The sequence below is a fragment of the Streptomyces sp. NPDC014882 genome (assembly GCF_043081325.1).
In the GTDB taxonomy this organism is placed as follows: domain Bacteria; phylum Actinomycetota; class Actinomycetes; order Streptomycetales; family Streptomycetaceae; genus Streptomyces.
On sequence record NZ_JBIBWL010000022.1, the window covers coordinates 1 to 16,235 of the forward strand.

A 16,235-nucleotide genomic window follows, 5' to 3' on the forward strand; every position below is an offset into this window, starting at 1 on the left:
CGCCCGGCTCCACAACCTCGCCTTGACCGGATAGTGGATCTATGACGACGACTGCTGAGGAGCACATCTGAGATCACTTGCGGGACAGCCCTTAGCGACGGCCATGATGTCGGGGCTTACCCGCGAGAGAAATCGAGTTCTTGGCCGCCGATTCGTCGGCTGCTGATGCAGCCGGTTCAGTCGCGCTTGACCAGGGTGGCCGGGCAGCTTGTCCGGTCCTCGTCCACGTGTGACGGGACAGGGCGAGGGGCTAGGGCGTGTTTCGAAAGTCCCTCCCCCAGAGGGGGTGCCCCCAGCCCGGCGACGCCTGGCACGCACTCCCCCCGAGGGGGACCCCCAGCCGCGTTGTCGGGATCACCCCGATACAACCAGTATCGGGGCGACCCTCCGCCTTGCGATCGCACGCACCAGACGCCGGACGAGTTCGAGTGCTGGCCCTGCGGTGGGGAGAGCACGAGCCCGCCTCCGCCCTGGACGCCGGCTGATTGACTGTCGTAGCCGGAGCGGGGTTTTACAGACCGCGGGCGTCGGCGAGGCCGGCAGCTTGGTCGAGCATGCGCAGCGGGATCCGGCCGGTGCCGTGGGCGTCGTTGAAGGCGGGCACGGATTCGACGTGGTCGCCGAAGCGGCGGCGGATGGCGTCCAGGACGACGGCCGCGGCGTCGGCTTCCAGGCCGCGGTCGCCGCCGGCTTCCTTGCGGATGGCGCCGAGCAGGCAGACCGCGCCGGACTCGTCGGTCAGTGCTCCCGCGCACCATCCGTCGGCTTCCATCCGGGTGCGGGCCCGCTCGAGGAGAGCGGCCACCGGGGTGGCGGGGAGCCGCTGCGGTGGCTGGAGGGTCGGTGTGAGCGGCACCGTGATGACGTCGGCGAGGTCGACGGGGTCGGTGTGGATATGCGCGATGCGTACTTCGTGGGCGACGGCGGCTTCGTCGAGCCGGACGGTCATGGCCGCCTCTACAGCGGCCAGCCGGGCGTCCAGGCTGAGGCGGCCTCCGTCGGCGGGTGCTGCTGCCGGGGGCGTCTGGACGGGCGTGGCGGCGGGTGCGGTGGGCAGTGAGGCGGCCATGGTGGTGCTCCCGTCAGCCCAGCGACACGAGGCCGGCCACGGCGGCCAGGAACTCCGTGGTGGCGGGGGCGATGCCGGTGGAGGCGAGGCAGAAGCCGAGCGCACCGCGGGCGAGGGCGGAGCCGGTGCCGACGGTGCGCCGGCGCAGCAGGACGGCCACGACGACGGCCAGGAGCAGGACGGCGGAGACGGAGACGATCACAGGGTGATTCCTTCCATGGGGTGGGGCGGGAGGGTGTGGGCCGTGCGGGTACGGCTGTGGCCCCGGGCGGGTGCCGGGGCCACAGCGCAGTAGGACGGAGGTTGGTCAGTCGTCCTGCGGGCCGGCGGGAGCCGGGGCGGGTGCGCAGATGCCGTGGTCGACCTGGTGCAGGCGTCCTTCGGCGACGAGGTCGGACAGGGCGTTGCGGACGGTGCCGGCGGCGGCGTCGACCTTGCTGCGGATTTCCTTGGCCGTCATCTGGCCGGTGACCGCGGCCAGGACTTTGTCCTTGACCGTGATCTTGGGCTGCTTCTGGGTGGGAGGGGCGGCGGGGCGAACGTGGCGACGTCGTCGAACTGGCCGCTGTCGGCGCCATGGCTGTCGTCGTCCTTGCCGGAGGGCGGTGGCACGGTCCAGTCGTGCCACAGGCCCTGTGCTTCCAGGGCGGCGGTCTCCCGGTCGGTGAGGCAGTTGATGGAGCCGTCCTCGGGGAGGATCTCGTCCAGTCCGTCGGGGGGCCGTCTTTGGGCAGGTGGACGTACAGGGAGCGCATCATGGTCGCTCCGGAGCCGGTGACGGTGCGGCCGACGCCCTGGGTGGGGTCGCCGCGTTCGTCGACGGTGGGGCCGCCCAGGTGCCGTTGATGAGGGCGTAGTCCGCGCACGTACCCCGGCCGGGGCCGCCCACTATCCTGCTTCCGTCACGGGGTGAGGTGACCAAGGGGAGGCGTACGTGCAGTCGTTGGAGAGCACGGACCCGGCCACGATCGGCGGCTATCCGCTGCTGGCGCGGCTCGGCGCGGGCGGTATGGGGCAGGTCTACCTGTCGCGCACGCCGACCGGCCGCCCTCTGGCGCTGAAGACGGTCCGGCCCGGCCTCACCGCCGCCCCGGACTTCGAGCGGCGCTTCGCCCGGGAGATCCGCACCAGCGACCGCGTCCGCTCCCCGTGGACCGTTTCGGTGGTGGACTTCAGTCCGCCCGGCCACCGCCCGCTGTGGCTGGCCATCGAGTACGTCGCCGCGCCTGCCCTCTCCGACTGGGTCGCCGGGCACGGGCCGCTGCCGCCCGCCGCCCTGCGCGCCCTGGCCGCCGAACTCGCCGCGGCGCTGGCCGCCGTGCACGCCTGCGGGCTCACCCACCGGGACGTCAAACCGTCCAACGTCCTGCTCGGCCGCGACCGGCCCATGCTCATCGACTTCGGCATCGCCCGAGCCGCCGATGACTCCCACCACACCAGCACCGGCGGTGTCATCGGCTCGCCCGGCTACCTCGCTCCCGAACAGGCCGCCGGGGGAACCGTCACCGAGGCGGGCGACATCTTCTCCCTGGGCGCGGTCCTGGTGTTCGCCGCGACCGGCACCGGTCCCTTCGAGTATCCCGGTGAGCAGCCCTCGGCCGCCTCCCTGCTCTACCGCATCGTCCACGAGCCGCCCCGCCTGGACGGCGTGCCGGCCGAACTGGCCCCGCTGATCCGCGACTGCCTGGCGAAGCGGCCCAAGGACCGGCCGGACAGCGTCGAGTTGGCGGCCCGGCTGCGCCGGGGGCGGGTCGCGGACGACCCGCGGACGGCCGCTCACGAGGGCGGGCCCGCTCCGGTGGCCGACGCGTGGAAGAGCGCGCTCCCGCCCGGACTCGGCGCCGACCTCGCGGCCCGCGAGGAGGAGGTCGCACACCGGTGCGCGGTACCGCAGCACGGCCAGGGGCAGGCGCCGTCGGACACGGTGACGCCCGCCGGCGGGAGACCGCCCGTGCCGACGGCCGCCGGGGCGGTGTCCCTGGCCCCGTCCCTCGAATACCCGACCCCCGCCACGCCGTACGCGCCGCCGCCCGGCGCCCCGGCCCCGTATGGCCAGTCGGCCACAGACACCCCCGGCCCGTTCGCCCCCGGCACCGCCGGGCCGGCCGGGTTCGGGCCGCACGGCGCCTGCACCCCCCACGGGGAGGGGGCCGCACGCCGCCGCGTCCGCTGGACCGCCGCCGGTTCCGTTCTCGCGGTGGCCGCCCTGGTGACCGGCGTCCTGCTGTGGAACCCGTTCGGCAAGGAGGCGGCCGGCGGAGGCTCCACGGCCTCCCCGACCCCGTCGTCCTCCACGCCCGCCCTCTCCGCCGCATGGGCGGGCGTCTGGACCGGCACGGGGCCGGGCAACCCTGACGCGGACGGCCGACAGCACCCGCGCACCGAGTCGTTCACCGTGACCCTCACCCTGCACACCGCCGCGGTGGGCGAACTGGCCGGCAAACAGGTCAGCAACATCAAGGAAACTGGCACCGGCCGCGAGGTCGGCTGCACGGAAGCCCTGGAACTACGGTCGGTGCGCGGCACGACAGCCACGTTCGTCGCGGCCACCAGCCACGCGACCAACCGCTCGGACACCTCGCTGCAGTGCGAGAGCGGCCACCTGTACGTGGTCCAGCTGACCGCTGCCGACACCATCAGCCTCGGTGATGAGGGCAGCCAGTCCGCCGGTGCGCCCACGGCCCTGTACCACAGCCGCGGCACGTCCTGAGCTTGTTCTTTGTCTACCGGGGTCTACCGGGCTTGCCGATGGCTTTGAGGGTCTCGGGGCGTTTGACGGTCTTGCCGACGTCGTAGCGGGGTGCCCAGTGCTTGTTCTTGGCGCCGGGTGGCCCTCACGGCCTTTGTCGTGATCACGTACACCTTGGTCGGAGCACATGACCAGACGAAGAAGGACTGCGCCCAGGTGACCGCTGTCCGCGCGGATGACACAGGTGACAACGCCGCCGGCCGGCCCACGATCACCCCCCTCGGCCCGTTCACCGGGGAGGAGAAGTGCGTGCGCGGCCACATCCCCGGAAGCCTCGACTCCGACCTGGGCGGTGCCTACGGAAACTTCGTCCAGAGCGCGCGTCTGGCTGACAATGACGGCTTCCGGCTGAGGGTGACTTTCTGACCGGCGGCCGCTGCAGTCCGGTCAGTCGGCCCGTAAGGGAACGACGACCGTCGGCAGCGGCCCCGCCACCTCCTGCGGGTTCACCGCCAGGCCGAACTCGCTCTCCACCGCCTCCAGAGCGGCAGCCGGGTCGGAGAAGTCGTCATCCGGCTCGTCCAGGAAGAAGCCGACCCGTTCCAGGGCTCGGTTGAGCCGGTCCGGCTCCTTCCCAGAAGCCGGGTCGAACCTCCACGAGTCGAACAGGGCGAGAATCTCCCCGTCGCGGGCGTGCGCCACGCGAGTGGTGCCGCCGAGGAACTTCCACACGGACACCGCTTCCGTGCTCCTGGACAGCTCCTTGAGCACCGGCTTCCTGAACGGGACACCCATCTGCGGGAGCGCATCGAACACATACGCCCAACCCGGCCCCTCCGGGCAGTGGACCCGCACCGCCCAGCTGTCCAGGCTGAAGTGCTCAGCCACACCGTCGATGGGATACCGGGGCAGCGGATCCGAGCCGGCAGCACCCAGCCGGGCCACTACGTCCGCCTCCCCCAGCCCCCGGACCGCGGTCACGCAGAACCACTCGTCCCCCAGCACATCGAACAACGTGGAAGCCATCACGACCCGCGCCTTCCCGGTCAGCATCCGCGTGGCGACCGCCAACACTACGACACGCACCTGAACTCCCGGTGACGAACGCTGACACCATGAAACCGGCAAGAGCCTGGTGGCCAGTCCCCCGGTTACCCGCGGCCGCAGCAGACCCCTTCGCTTCGATCCCCGTCCACCGGGCCGGCCAGGCCGAACCCTCCTCCAGCTCAACAGCAGACCGGCCGGACCGCCCGGGTCCCGCCTCAGTACCCGCGTGGCGCGCACCGTGCGCCACGCACCAGGAGTTCCCCCCTGCGCACCGCACGTGTCCGAATCAACCGCAGGATCGCCGTCGCCGCAGCAGCCGCCCTCATCGCCGGGGTGGCCATCACCGCCCACGCGTCGGCCTCACCCACTGCACCGTCCGCAGCCACCACCGCCCCGGTGCCGGAAAAGGACGCCCAGGCGTTCGCCGACGCGGCCGCGAAGAACCCGCCGGCAGCCGTCGACCAGGCCCACCACTTCCTCTGCACCGGCCTTCACAGCGGCTCCTGACCCCCGCTCCAAAGCGACCGGCTCCGGCCGTGCCGCCGAGCCCGGCCCGCGGCGGGGAGCGTGAGGACCAGCCGGGGCATGACCCAGATACGCCAGAAACCCGCCGCGGGATGATCTTGAACGCCTGAGCGGGTCCGCCCGTCACCCGTTCGGCTCAGCGTCGTTGGTGGTGACGTTGGATGCCGTCCGGGGCGGGGTGGGGGTGACCTCGATCGAGAGGACCGCGTGTCCGCGGTTCAAGTGGCTGATCACCGCGCATGAGCTGCATCTGTTCTTCGCGCCGAGCCGTGACGAGGTTGAGCGGGCTACCACCCGTACCGACGGCGATGAGCATCTGCTGGCCCAGCTGCTGATGCTGAAGCCGTACCAGCGAATGGGGTGCTTCCCGAAGCTGGACGGGCCCCCCGACACGGTCGTCGACTTCGCCCACCGGGCGTCGGACCTGCCGGAGGGCACCATGCCGGGAGCCGCGAACCGTACGGCGGAGCGGCAGCGGACCGCCGTACGGCAGCGAACGGGCCTGTCGTACGACAAGGCGAGGGCCGGAAGATCGCCGAGGCGGTGATGCGGAGCGAGGCCGTCTCGAAGAACCGCCCGGCGGACCTGGCATGACCAGGAGAGTCGGCCCTGGAGTCCTGCTGGCTCGGAGACCAGGGGACACCGGACCCGCCGGCAGGCTGGCGGGGCCCTGCTGCCGTTCGGCTTCTGTACGGTGCCGGCCGTGGGTGCGTTCCAGGAGTCGACGGACGGTGGCCCGGCTTGGCGGAGAAGAACTCGGCGATGGTGTGCTCGCGGGTGGCGTGCTCCTTGACGAGGCCGGTCCAGCCGGCTCCGCAAGACTTGCCGCACAGGGTTGTAACATCTACAGTTACGACTAAAGCCGAGGGGTGAGGGAGGTGGAGTCCGACGTGAGTGCCAACAGCAGACTGACCATCGCGGCGCACACCCTGACATGGATCGGGCTGTATCAGCGGCGCGGCCATGAGGTCGCCACCTCCGAGCAGATCGCGACGAGCGTCAACACCAACCCCGTGGTGATCCGCCGCCTGCTGGGCGAGCTGCGCAAGGCCGGCCTGGCCGATTCACGGCGGGGGGCGGGGGCGGGCTGGATGCTCGCGCGGGACCTGGCGGCGATCACCCTGCTCGACGTCTACCAGGCGATCGAACCGGGACCGGTCTTCGCCCTGCATCGCGCGACACCGAACCCCGAGTGCGTCGTGGGCCACGGCATCGGGCCGGCGATGACCGCCGTGTACGACGACGTGGAGGCCGCCCTGCGCAGGGAGCTGGCCAAGACCACGCTGGAGGACGTGCTGCGGGACGTCTTGAAAGCCGCCTGACCTCGAACCGCCGACTCCCCCTGATCGAGGGGGGTCGCATTCCACGGCCATCGATGTAACAAAAATAGTTACACCAAGGAATCGGAGAATCTCATGGGACAGCTGGACGACAAGACCGCCCTCGTCACCGGCGCCTCCAGCGGCATCGGCCTGGCGATCGCCCGCCGTTTCGCCGCCGAGGGCGCCACCGTCTACCTGACCGGGCGCCGCAAGACCGAGCTCGACGCCGCCGCCGCACAGGTCGGAGCCCTAGGCATCGCCATCCAGGCCGATGCCTCCGATCTCGGCGACCTCGACCGGGTCTTCGCCGAGATCACGAACCGCAGCGGCCGCCTGGACATGGTGGTGGCCAACGCCGGGGTCGGGGAATACAGCCCGCTCGGCACGATCACCGAGGAAGAGTACGACCGCACTGTCTCGATCAATTTCAAGGGCACGGTCTTCACTGTTCAGAAGGCGCTGCCGCTGCTGACGGCCGGCGCCTCGGTGACGCTGATCTCTTCCAACTCGGCCCTGCTGGCCACCCCGGGCCTGGGCGTCTACGCCGCCTCCAAGGCCGCGGTCCGCAGCCTCGCACGCACCTGGGCCGCTGAGCTGGCCGGCCGCGGAATCCGCGTCAACGCTCTTACCCCCGGCCCTGTCGAGACCCCTGGTCTGGCCGAGCTCATCGCCGCTTTTCCGCGCGACGATCGGCCCACCGCGGCCGAGCCCGCCCCGCCGACCCCGCTCGGCCGCTTCGGCCGTCCCGACGAGATCGCCGCTGCCGCCCTCTACCTGGCCGGCGACCAAAGCAGCTTCACCACCGGCGCTGAACTGCTCGTCGACGGCGGCGTCACACAGCTCTAGGCGGCGAATCGGCGAGGCGGCACGCATCGACGCTCCAGGGCCTCCGAGCCGCGTACTTGCGACCGTCTCGCCAGGGCAACGGCTTCGACACCACGACAAGGAGTGCGTCATGAAGAGCGTGGTCCACCACCGGGCGGGCGATGCGGCAGTCGCCGCCATCGGGCCCGGCGCCTCGGCGGCCACGTTCGAAGAAGCGGCGGCGGCCGACCTGGTTCTGCTCGCCGTCCCGTTCGGCGCGGTCCCCGCGGTCGGGCGGCGGCTCGGACACTGGACGGACCGAGTGGTGGTCGACATGACCGACCAGTTCGCCCGGTCCGACCCCTACCGCGGCTTCGCCGACGTCTCGCCGCCGACCGGCAGCGAGTGGGTCGCCCAGCAACCGCCCGGCGCCACGCCGATCAAGGCCTCACCACCATGTTCGCCACCTGTACGGCTCCCGTTCCCCGGCACCGGGACGGCAACCAGGTCGTCTTCCTCGCCGGTGACGACGAGAGCACCAAGACCCCCTTCACACGACTGCTGACCGAATCCGAATTCGAGTTCGCGCCGGTCGGCCTTGGCGCGCTGCGCGAAGGCGGGGCGCTCATGCAGCTCGGCGGGCCGCTGAGCGGCAAGCACTTCCTGCTCCAGGGCTGAGGCCCGACCGAGACCCTCAAGAGACGAAGAGACAAAGGACAAGGACGATGGCACCAGATGCTCAGACCTCGCGGACCGTGGCCGAGAAGTTCCTGGAGCGCCTCGGCAGGCAGGACCCCGACGGCATCCAGGAACTGTTCTCCGAGGAGATCGACTGGCACGTCCCCGGCAGCGACGCGCTGCCCTGGACCGGGCGCCGTACCCGCCGGGAGGAGGTCGCCCTCTACTTCACCACCATGTGGCCGCACTTCGCGCACGGCCGGAGCGAGGTCGTGCTGGAGCGCTTCATCGTCGACGGTGGTGACGTGGTGCTGCTGGCAGTCTTCACGCACACCGCCGTGGCCAGCGGCAAGGAGTTCACCACACCGGCGGCCATGCACCTGGCGGTCGAGGACGGCCGAATCGTTCGCATGCACCTGTACGAGGACACACTGACCGTCGCCGAGGCGTTCAACGCCGTCTGAGCGGAGGGCACTCAGGGACCCCGCGGCCCGGGGCGGCCCGGCCGGGCAGGTACGCACAGGGTCAGCCGAGACACAGCCGAAGCCGAAACGGGGAGCAGAACTCGCCCCCGGTCAATTGCTGCCGGTCAGCACGTCGGGGCGGTCGGCCTTCGGCGATGACTGCCGACCAGGTCCCCCGGCGTCGCCAGGCCGTCGGCCGGTGTCGCCATGTCGACCAGCGTGCCGCCCGCCGGGCCTGCCGCGCTGGGAACTTGACCGGCGCCCACGAACTTTCGCCCCCCACCGTGTTCCGCCGGTCTCCGGCCTCCTCGCCCGGCTGAATGGTGTTCGCAGACGATCGTTTGACGACAGCCGGCGGGCGTGGCTTGATCCGCGTGTCCGCGTCCACCCGGGTCGATGGCGGGCCGTCCCGGCCGGGTGGCGGCGAGAGACGCGCGCGGCGGCCGTGAAGCGGCTGACCAAGGCGGGGTCCGCAAGCTGGTCACCGCCCTGATCGGCCACAGTCGGGAGGTGTTTGACCCGCTTCTCGACTCTTTACGGCTCATCGGCCGGGACGGCCACGAGCTGCCGCAGCCGAAGCGGCCGGTCCGGGCAGCCCCGTACCGGCCGCTTCACAGCAGGGGTCGGCACAGTGGCGGTCGCCGTCCTGCTTGCGTGCGGCAGAAGATCGGCGGCCGGCGGTGCCGCACAGGCCGGGTCAGTTGAAGGCTGTGGCCACGGCGTCCGCGAGCTGGTTCAGTACGTCCCGCGAGAGTTGCACCGAGCCGGTGAACGAGAGGAAGCCGTGAACGGCTCCCTCGACCGGGAGGTGCTGGACCGGCACGCCGGCGTCGGCCAGCTTGCGGGCGTAGTGGTCACCCTGGTCGCGCAGGGGGTCGTTCTCGGCGGTAACGATGACGGCAGGAGCGAGTCCGGCCAGTTCCCGGGAGCGTGCCGGCGAGACCCTCGGGTCGGCGCCCTGGTCCGGGGTGCTGAGGTAGGCGCCCCAGAACCACTCGAGGTAGGAACGGGAGAGGACCGGGCCCGCCATGCTCTCGTACATCGAGGGGCTGTCGTCGAACCGGTCGACCGCCGGGTAGGCGAGCACCTGAAGCATGATGCGAGGTCCCCCGCGGCGCAGGGATTCCTGTGCGAGAACCGCGGCGAGGTTGCCGCCGGCGCTCTCGCCGAACACGGCGATGCGCTCTCCGTCGCCCCCGAAGCCCGGGGCGTTGTCCGCAACCCAGGCCAGCGCGGCGCAGGCGTCGTCGACCGCGGCCGGGAAGCGGTGCTCGGGTGCCAGCCGGTAGTCGACGGAGACCACGATTGTGCCGGAGCGGCTGGTCACGGTGCGGGCGATGTCGTCCTGAGTGTCCAGGTCCCCGAAGACCCATCCGCCGCCGTGGAAGAAGAGCGTCACGGGCAGTGGCCCGGCGCCCGGCTGGGCGAAGGGCCGGTAGATGCGGACGGGTATGTCGCGGCCGTCGGCAGGCACCGTGGTGTCCCGGACGTCGGCGACCGGTACGGGATCGCCGGCCAGGGCGCCGAAGGCGCGCCCGAACGCGCGGTTCTCCGCCACCGTCAGGGTCTCGGGGGCCGGTCCGCCTCCTGCGGCCACTTTCTTGAGCAGGGTCTCGATCTGGAGGTCGAGGGGCACGGCACTCACCTGTCCGAAGAGACGGCCACCCGGGATGGAATGACCTTTCCAGAATCATTGGCGGAGCGTAGTTGGAATGTCAATTCCAACTTGGGTAGCGTGGGCACATGAGCGCACCAGCGAAGGCCGGAGAGTCGAAGGGGCAGCGGCTCACCAAGGGCGGCCGCAAGACCCGCGAACGCATCATCGAGGCCGCCGCGGAACTGATGTTCCACCGCGGCGTGGGAGGCACGAGCATCCCGGACATCCAGGCGGCCGCCGGAGTCAGCGCGTCGCAGATCTACCACTACTTCGGCGACAAGCAGGGCCTTGTCCTGGCGGTCATCGACCACCAGACGGACACCCGGCTCGCCCAGCAGCGCCCGCTGCTGGACAACCTGGACAGCATCGAGGCCCTGCGCGAGTGGTGCGACAGGGCAGGGAGCCGGCAAGACGCGAGAGGATGCGAAGGCGGCTGCGAGATCGGCTCGCTCGCCGGCGAACTCGCCGACAGCGATCAGTCGGCGCGGACCAGACTCGTCTCCGCCTTCGACCGGTGGGAAGGCCCCGTCAGGTCCGGACTCGCACGCATGCAGGCACGGGGCGAGCTGAGCGAGCGCGCCGATACCGCCGCGCTCGCCACCGCTCTGCTGGCCGCCGTCCAGGGCGGCATGCTGCTGTCCCAGGTCCGCCGGTCGAGCACCGCCTACCGGCAGGCCGTGTCAGTGGTGATCGACCATATCGAGAGCTACCTCGTCCGGTAGCGGCTCGCGGGCGCCAGCTCACCCCTAACACCCTTTGACCTGCTGATACAGCGTCCGGAAACAGGCACTTACCGGCGCGCGGTGAAGGGGGTGGTGGGAGCGGTCGTCGCGGCCCGGGGAGTCGTACTGCACGTCGGAGATCCGCGCATCCGGCCGGTGCGGGCGGTGCTCGGCCGCCGACGTGGGCGCGGTCAGGGCGCCGGCGCTCAGGCGGCGGGCGGTGATGGACGCCGTGGTGCGTCACCCCAGGTCGCCCGGGGCCGCCACCCGAAAGTGGGCAACAGTTCCCCGCACCATCACCGTCTGCCGGACGTGTACGCGCGGCGGTACGAGCGGGCTGCGGTCTCGAGCGGAGGCTCCGGCCTGGCTGCCGACCGTCGCCTTCGCACCGGTCGACGGACCCCGCTCCTTGCCTGTGCCGCCCGGGGTCGGCTCAGCGGCAGGGCATGCTCATGTAGAGCGCCTGCTCACCCTTGGAAGCGGTGCCTTCGTAGAGGGTGGTGTCGAGTCCGCAGAAGGCGAAGCCCATTCGGCGGTATGCGTGGATTGCCGGCGCGTTGATGCTGGTGACCTCCAGCCAGAGGTGACCGGCGCCCCGCTCGCGGGCGAACTCCCCCGCGAGTCCCATCAGCGCGCGGCCCACTCCCCGGCCCCGGTGCTGTGGGGCGACTGCGATGTCCTCGACGACCAACCGGCGGTTCCAGCCAGAGTACGAGACGGCGACGAACCCGGCCAGGTCGCCGGCGGCGCCATGGACGACGAAAGCGCGGGAGTCCGCGCCGTCCGCGCCGTCCGCGCCGTCCGCGCCGTCCTCGTCGTCGTCCGGCTCGTCCTCGGGGAACACCTTGGTCAGGGGCGGCTCCACCGGGATCTCCCGCAGCGCGAACCCCTCCTCGGTCACGGTCACCTGGAAGACGGTGCCGGTGGTGAAGGAGGCGTCCAGGGCGTTGACGGCCTCGGTGTCCTCGGCAGTGGCGATGCGGTACCGGTAAGCCGTGTCGTCCACAGTGGTCATGGCACGACGCTACGACCACTCCCACCACGGCAGGACGGGTTCCGGCCGGGCTCGCCCGCACCCCGGCCCAAGGCTCCAGGTCGCCGGGCACCTCCGATCCCTCCACGCCCGCGGCGGTTTCGTCCGTTCGCGCTTCGTCGCCCCCCGGAGTCCGCCCGGCCGGACGCGGCATCCCCCAGGCCGCCGACGACCCGGAACTGCCCGAACGCCGGCTGGCCGAGTGGCCCGCCGACGAGAACGAACCGGTACAGCGCCGGCTCTCCGGCCTGCCATCCGAAACGACAGCGCGCCCCGAGGCGGACGTTCGCTCGTCGGGGAAGGCGGAGCCCGTCCCACCGCCCGAGGATCCTTGCGGGTGGCCGGAACGCGCCGTTTCCCCCGCCGGGCCGCCTCGTTGTGGATGCCATGTATGCCCGTCCGCGGGCAGAAGGGCTCGTCCAGGAGGTACAGCACCGTGCTCGAAGTGGAACGCGACGGCGTCCGGATCACTCTGACCCGGCGGGACGGCTCGGGCAGACCACTGCTCATCGTGCCGGGAGTGATGGCCGACGCCGCCGCCTGGCAGCCGGTCGTGGACGCCCTGGAACTGGCCGGACCGGTCTACGTGATGAACCGGCGCGGGCGCCGGCCCAGCGGTGAGCTCGGCGCGGACTACTCGGTGCGCACCGAGATCGACGACCTGGACCGTGTGCTCGACGAGATCGTCGCCGCCGAGGACGTGGGGCAGGGGGTGGACCTGTTCGGCTGGAGCTTCGGCGGGCTCGTCGCGCTGGAGGCGGCGGCGCGGCGCCCCGCGGCCGTACACTCGCTCACCCTCTACGAACCCGTCGTACGGCCCTTCGGCCGCCACGTGCTCGGCGCCCTGCGGGAGGCCGACGAGGCCGGCGACCTGGACCGCGCCGTGGAGATCGTGAATCGCGACGTGTCCGGGTTCTCCGAGGAGTACGTGGCGCGACTGCGCCGGAGCCCCGCCTGGGAGGTGCTGAGGCGACTGGCCGCCCCGCTGGCCCGGGAGCTGACGGCCCTCGACCGGCACCCCGCCGACCTGCGGGAGCTGGGCACGCTCGACCTGCCCGTCACCCTGCTGCTCGGCGGCGAGAACGAGGGTGTCCCGCCCTACGGCGACGCGTTCGCCGCGTTCGCGTCAGCCCTGCCCCGGGCCCGTGTGGTCACCATGCCCGGCCAGGGTCACCTCGCGCACGCGCAGGACCCCGAGGGCCTGGCCCGGCACATCGAGCGGACCCTCCAGGGGGCCGTGGGCCGGGACGTCGAGGCGCGGCTGCCGTAGCCGTGACAGTGGTTCCGGCCCGGTGCGGCGCGCGGGGCCGCGGACGCCGACGGGGCCGCGGGCCGGGGCCCCTGCGGCACCGCCGGCCGAGAGCTCCCCGGCTGCGGGATGTCCGCGCCGGCGGTCAATGGATCAGCCGCGGCAGCGCGGCGTGCCAGAAACGCTCCAGAGCCCCGGAGACCTCCACCGCGGCATTCGGCTGGCGCGAAAGGATCTGCACGCCGACGGTGACCGCGAGGACGGCGGCGACGATGTCCTCGACCGCGACGTCCGGTGCCAGGCTGCCGTCGCGCCGGGCGTCCTCCAGCAGCCCTAGCAGGAGCGCGGCCAGACGCCGGCGCAGGACCGGAACACCGCCTTCGGCACGGTCGCAGCTGACCTGGAATCCGGCTCGCACGACCACGTCGCGGCTCAGCAGACCGGCTAGTTCACGGGTCGTCTCCACCATTGCCGTCAGCGCCGGGCCGCCCCCGCGGGCACGGGCGGCGGTCAGTTCGTCGAGCGCGCGTGCCGCCTCCGACTCCAGCGCGGAGGCCAGCGCGTCCTTGTCGGTGAAGTGGAAGTAGACCGCGCCCTTGGACAGGCCGGCCTCGGCGCTCACTTTGGAGATCGTCGCGGCCCTCAGGCCGTACCGGTCGATGACGTGCGCCGCGGCCCGCACGATGGCGTCACGGGAGCGGATGGCGCGTTGCTGTCGTGCCACCGGGGGTCACTTCCCTCTCCCGTCGAACGGGTGCTCGGCCAGCGGCGGTGGGAGGGGTCCCGGCCGCGGCCGGTCACCGGCGGGAGCCGCCAGCACGGCCGCGCCGATCAGCAGCAGTGCTCCCACCGCGACCGTTCCCTGGTGCGCCGGCGGCTCCCCCAGCAGCGGGCCCAGGGCCAGGGATCCGAGCACCTGCCCGCTGATCATCCCGAGCCCCGCAGCGAGGACCCCGATGCGGCGCACGGTCAGCACGGCGGACAGCACCACCACGCAGCCCAGCAGGCCGCCGGTGTAGTGCCACAGCGGGCCGGACCGGGGCGCGGGCAGTTCGGAGAGGACCGCCGGCACCACCAGAGCGGCGGCCATCAGCGCCGTGCCGGTGGCAAAGCTGAAGAGGACCGCCGGGTACGGGTGCTTCCCGGCAGCCTCGTCCACCCTGCCGTTCACCGCCATCTGCCAGGACAGGGCACAGCCGGCGAGGAACGGCAGGACGGCGAGCGCGACCGTGCGGTCCGTGTCCGGGGCGGCCAGCACCGGAAAGGCCACGGCGCACACGGCGAGCAGGCCACCCGCCAGGCGGCGCCGGGTGGCGCGACGCGGGGCGCCTGGTCCCAGGCCGAGATGGTCCACTGCCACCCCGCACAGGGTCTGGCCCGAGACGAGGGCCAGCGTGTAAGGGGCCGGGCCGAGCGTGGCGGCGGTCAGTGCCTGCGTCAGGACCATGCTGCCGCCCGCCAGGCCGCCGAGGCAGTGCCACGGCCGCAGTGCTCGGGACCGCAGCGCCGCCGACAGCGCGGCGAACGCCGGCCGCAGGCCGGTCAGGAACAGCGCGGCCGCCGCCGCGACGCACAGACTGAGCGTGTTCGACCAGGCGGCCGCCGGCACGGACCCGGTGTGCGCACCGAGCCGGCCGTTGACCACGGACTCCAGGGCCAGTGCGGCGCCTCCGGCGACAGCCCCGGCCAGCGGCAGCGCCCCGGATCTGCCCGGCGGGAGCGCGGCCGTGGCCGGCGGTCCGGGGGAGGTCGCCGGCTCGGCGTGGTGAAGGCGACTGCGCGGTGTACGCGATGACGGCATGAGCGCTCCGGGTGGAGAGGATCGACGGGTGGTGCGTACGGGGACGGATGGCCGGGCCGGCCTCGCACCGGGCCCGGCCGGCACCCGGTGCGGTGTGCGGGAGGCACGTCGGTGCCGAGGGGCCCGTGAACGTGGCGGATGCGGCTCAGCCGGGCGGCGGAAAGGACTCCACGGCCCGCAGGACGTCGCGGCGCGACACGTCACGGTGTGTGATCATGCGCACGCCGGTGTCCGTGGGAACCGTGAGGACGCCGCGCTCTGCGAGCAGGGAGACGGTGCGCGGCGGGTCGTCGACCGGCAGCAGGACGATGTTGGTCTGTGGGGTGTCGGTCTTCCAGCCGCGCTCGGCCAGCCCGGCCGCGAGCAGCCGGGCGTGGTGATGGTCCTCGGCGAGGCGGTCCACGCGCTCCAGGGCCACCAGGCCGGCTGCCGCCAGCACCCCGCCCTGGCGGACGCCGCCCCCGAGCATCTTGCGGACCCGGCGCGCCTCCCGCACGAACGCGGTGCCGCCCGCCAGCACCGACCCCACCGGCGCGCCGAGCCCTTTGCTCAGGCAGACCTGGACGGTGTCCGCGCCGTCGGCCAGGTCCGCGGGCGGCACGCCGAGGGCGACCGCCGCGTTCCACAGGCGGGCGCCGTCGAGATGCACCAGCAGCCCGGCCTCGTGCGCCGCGCCGACCAGCCGACGGTGCTCCTGCACGGTGGTGACGGTGCCGCCCGCCGCGTTGTGGGTGTTCTCCAGGCACAGCAGCCGGTCGCGCAGCGCGAAGTACGGTCCGCCGCGGGCGACCGCCCGGGTGACGTCGGCCGGGCTCGGCGTGCCGGGGCCTGCCGTCCACGGCAGTGCGCGGGGCAATCCGCCGGCCAGCCATGCCGCCGTGCCGACCTCTTGGTCCAGTACGTGCGCGCGGTCCGGGGCGAGGAAGCGGTCGCCGCGTTCGAGGTGCACGCACAGCGCGATCAGGTTGCCCATCGAGCCGGAGGGCACCCACAGGGCGTCCTCGGTGCCGAGGCGGTGCGCGACCACCCCCTCCAGCTCCCGCATGGTGGGGTCGCCGTCGAGGACGTCGTCGGCGACCTCGGCGCGGGCCATGGCCTCGCGCATCCGCGCATCGGGGCGGGTGACGGTGTCGGAGCGCAGGTCGACCGGCGGTCCGGCCGGGATCGGGGTCATG

General features: G+C 72.5%; 18 protein-coding genes and 1 pseudogene. 10 read left to right on the forward strand and 9 right to left on the reverse strand.

Translation table 11 applies throughout. The features are described 5' to 3' along the window. Positions 1-511 precede the first annotated feature (511 nt). From ACF09K_RS32805 to ACF09K_RS32815, 3 genes are all read right to left on the reverse strand, one after another. Complete coding sequence (locus ACF09K_RS32805) at positions 512-1,069, reverse strand: hypothetical protein (protein WP_392248982.1); 558 nt, start codon at positions 1,067-1,069, stop codon at positions 512-514. A 13-nt stretch (positions 1,070-1,082) separates the two neighbouring features. After that, a complete protein-coding gene (locus ACF09K_RS32810) occupies positions 1,083-1,271 on the reverse strand; it encodes a hypothetical protein (RefSeq protein ID WP_392248983.1) in 189 nt (62 codons plus the stop codon). A 105-nt stretch (positions 1,272-1,376) separates the two neighbouring features. Beyond that, positions 1,377-1,529, reverse strand: coding sequence for a hypothetical protein (locus ACF09K_RS32815; protein WP_392248984.1), 153 nt, complete (start codon positions 1,527-1,529; stop codon positions 1,377-1,379). A gap of 474 nt (positions 1,530-2,003) precedes the next feature. Here ACF09K_RS32815 and ACF09K_RS32820 point away from each other — a divergent pair, with 474 nt between their 5' ends. Further along, complete coding sequence (locus ACF09K_RS32820; protein ID WP_392248985.1) at positions 2,004-3,779, forward strand: serine/threonine-protein kinase; 1,776 nt, start codon at positions 2,004-2,006, stop codon at positions 3,777-3,779. Between the two features lie 138 nt (positions 3,780-3,917). Beyond that, positions 3,918-4,184 carry a hypothetical protein gene (locus ACF09K_RS32825; protein ID WP_392248986.1) on the forward strand — a complete coding sequence of 89 codons (267 nt, stop codon included), beginning with the start codon at positions 3,918-3,920 and terminating at the stop codon, positions 4,182-4,184. 21 nt (positions 4,185-4,205) lie between these two features. Here the strand turns inward: ACF09K_RS32825 and ACF09K_RS32830 are convergent, their stop codons facing one another. Then, positions 4,206-4,784: a DUF6461 domain-containing protein gene (locus tag ACF09K_RS32830; protein WP_392248987.1), complete on the reverse strand. Its 579-nt coding sequence runs from the start codon at positions 4,782-4,784 to the stop codon at positions 4,206-4,208. A 697-nt stretch (positions 4,785-5,481) separates the two neighbouring features. Between ACF09K_RS32830 and ACF09K_RS32835 the strand changes: the two genes are divergently transcribed. The 6 genes and pseudogenes from ACF09K_RS32835 to ACF09K_RS32860 all read left to right on the forward strand — a co-directional run bounded on the left by ACF09K_RS32835 (position 5,482) and on the right by ACF09K_RS32860 (position 8,598). Beyond that, positions 5,482-5,877 carry a DUF4158 domain-containing protein gene (locus ACF09K_RS32835; protein ID WP_392248988.1) on the forward strand — a complete coding sequence of 132 codons (396 nt, stop codon included), beginning with the start codon at positions 5,482-5,484 and terminating at the stop codon, positions 5,875-5,877. 343 nt (positions 5,878-6,220) lie between these two features. Continuing rightward, positions 6,221-6,652: an Rrf2 family transcriptional regulator gene (locus ACF09K_RS32840; protein WP_190191534.1), complete on the forward strand. Its 432-nt coding sequence runs from the start codon at positions 6,221-6,223 to the stop codon at positions 6,650-6,652. Positions 6,653-6,745: 93 nt separating this feature from the next. Next, the gene (locus ACF09K_RS32845) at positions 6,746-7,498 is read left to right on the forward strand and encodes an SDR family NAD(P)-dependent oxidoreductase (protein WP_392248989.1); all 753 of its coding nucleotides are present in this window, start codon (positions 6,746-6,748) and stop codon (positions 7,496-7,498) included. A gap of 109 nt (positions 7,499-7,607) precedes the next feature. Continuing rightward, positions 7,608-7,784 (forward strand): annotated as a pseudogene (locus tag ACF09K_RS32850) (NAD(P)-binding domain-containing protein); the annotation flags it as partial. Positions 7,785-7,912: 128 nt separating this feature from the next. Further along, on the forward strand, positions 7,913-8,134 hold the full coding sequence (locus ACF09K_RS32855) for a hypothetical protein (protein ID WP_392249067.1): 222 nt from the start codon (positions 7,913-7,915) through the stop codon (positions 8,132-8,134). A 47-nt stretch (positions 8,135-8,181) separates the two neighbouring features. Next, complete coding sequence (locus ACF09K_RS32860) at positions 8,182-8,598, forward strand: nuclear transport factor 2 family protein (protein ID WP_392248990.1); 417 nt, start codon at positions 8,182-8,184, stop codon at positions 8,596-8,598. Between the two features lie 697 nt (positions 8,599-9,295). Here ACF09K_RS32860 and ACF09K_RS32865 read toward each other — a convergent pair. Then, a complete protein-coding gene (locus ACF09K_RS32865) occupies positions 9,296-10,243 on the reverse strand; it encodes an alpha/beta hydrolase (RefSeq protein ID WP_392248991.1) in 948 nt (315 codons plus the stop codon). 98 nt (positions 10,244-10,341) lie between these two features. Between ACF09K_RS32865 and ACF09K_RS32870 the strand changes: the two genes are divergently transcribed. Beyond that, positions 10,342-10,977, forward strand: a complete 636-nt coding sequence (locus ACF09K_RS32870) for a TetR/AcrR family transcriptional regulator (protein ID WP_392248992.1) — start codon at positions 10,342-10,344, stop codon at positions 10,975-10,977. A gap of 433 nt (positions 10,978-11,410) precedes the next feature. Here ACF09K_RS32870 and ACF09K_RS32875 read toward each other — a convergent pair whose 3' ends face one another. Next, positions 11,411-11,992, reverse strand: coding sequence for a GNAT family N-acetyltransferase (locus ACF09K_RS32875; protein ID WP_392248993.1), 582 nt, complete (start codon positions 11,990-11,992; stop codon positions 11,411-11,413). Between the two features lie 454 nt (positions 11,993-12,446). On the opposite strand from ACF09K_RS32875, the gene ACF09K_RS32880 reads away from it, so the two are divergent. Then, positions 12,447-13,280, forward strand: coding sequence for an alpha/beta fold hydrolase (locus ACF09K_RS32880; protein WP_392248994.1), 834 nt, complete (start codon positions 12,447-12,449; stop codon positions 13,278-13,280). Positions 13,281-13,404: 124 nt separating this feature from the next. On the opposite strand, the gene ACF09K_RS32885 is transcribed toward ACF09K_RS32880, so the two are convergent. From ACF09K_RS32885 to ACF09K_RS32895, 3 genes are all read right to left on the reverse strand, one after another. Beyond that, positions 13,405-13,983 carry a ScbR family autoregulator-binding transcription factor gene (locus ACF09K_RS32885; protein ID WP_392248995.1) on the reverse strand — a complete coding sequence of 193 codons (579 nt, stop codon included), beginning with the start codon at positions 13,981-13,983 and terminating at the stop codon, positions 13,405-13,407. 6 nt (positions 13,984-13,989) lie between these two features. After that, positions 13,990-15,060, reverse strand: a complete 1,071-nt coding sequence (locus ACF09K_RS32890; protein ID WP_392248996.1) for a DMT family transporter — start codon at positions 15,058-15,060, stop codon at positions 13,990-13,992. 145 nt (positions 15,061-15,205) lie between these two features. Further along, a complete protein-coding gene (locus ACF09K_RS32895; protein WP_392248997.1) occupies positions 15,206-16,234 on the reverse strand; it encodes a GntG family PLP-dependent aldolase in 1,029 nt (342 codons plus the stop codon). Position 16,235: the final 1 nt, after the last annotated feature.

Coding starts and splice junctions, on each gene's coding strand:
- ACF09K_RS32805 (WP_392248982.1), bottom strand. CDS start 1,069: ATGGCCGCCTCACTGCCCACCGCACCCGCCGCCACGCCCGTCCAGACG.
- ACF09K_RS32815 (WP_392248984.1), bottom strand. CDS start 1,529: ATGACGGCCAAGGAAATCCGCAGCAAGGTCGACGCCGCCGCCGGCACC.
- ACF09K_RS32830 (WP_392248987.1), bottom strand. CDS start 4,784: ATGGCTTCCACGTTGTTCGATGTGCTGGGGGACGAGTGGTTCTGCGTG.
- ACF09K_RS32845 (WP_392248989.1), top strand. CDS start 6,746: ATGGGACAGCTGGACGACAAGACCGCCCTCGTCACCGGCGCCTCCAGC.
- ACF09K_RS32855 (WP_392249067.1), top strand. CDS start 7,913: ATGTTCGCCACCTGTACGGCTCCCGTTCCCCGGCACCGGGACGGCAAC.
- ACF09K_RS32860 (WP_392248990.1), top strand. CDS start 8,182: ATGGCACCAGATGCTCAGACCTCGCGGACCGTGGCCGAGAAGTTCCTG.
- ACF09K_RS32870 (WP_392248992.1), top strand. CDS start 10,342: ATGAGCGCACCAGCGAAGGCCGGAGAGTCGAAGGGGCAGCGGCTCACC.
- ACF09K_RS32875 (WP_392248993.1), bottom strand. CDS start 11,992: ATGACCACTGTGGACGACACGGCTTACCGGTACCGCATCGCCACTGCC.
- ACF09K_RS32890 (WP_392248996.1), bottom strand. CDS start 15,060: ATGCCGTCATCGCGTACACCGCGCAGTCGCCTTCACCACGCCGAGCCG.
- ACF09K_RS32895 (WP_392248997.1), bottom strand. CDS start 16,234: ATGACCCCGATCCCGGCCGGACCGCCGGTCGACCTGCGCTCCGACACC.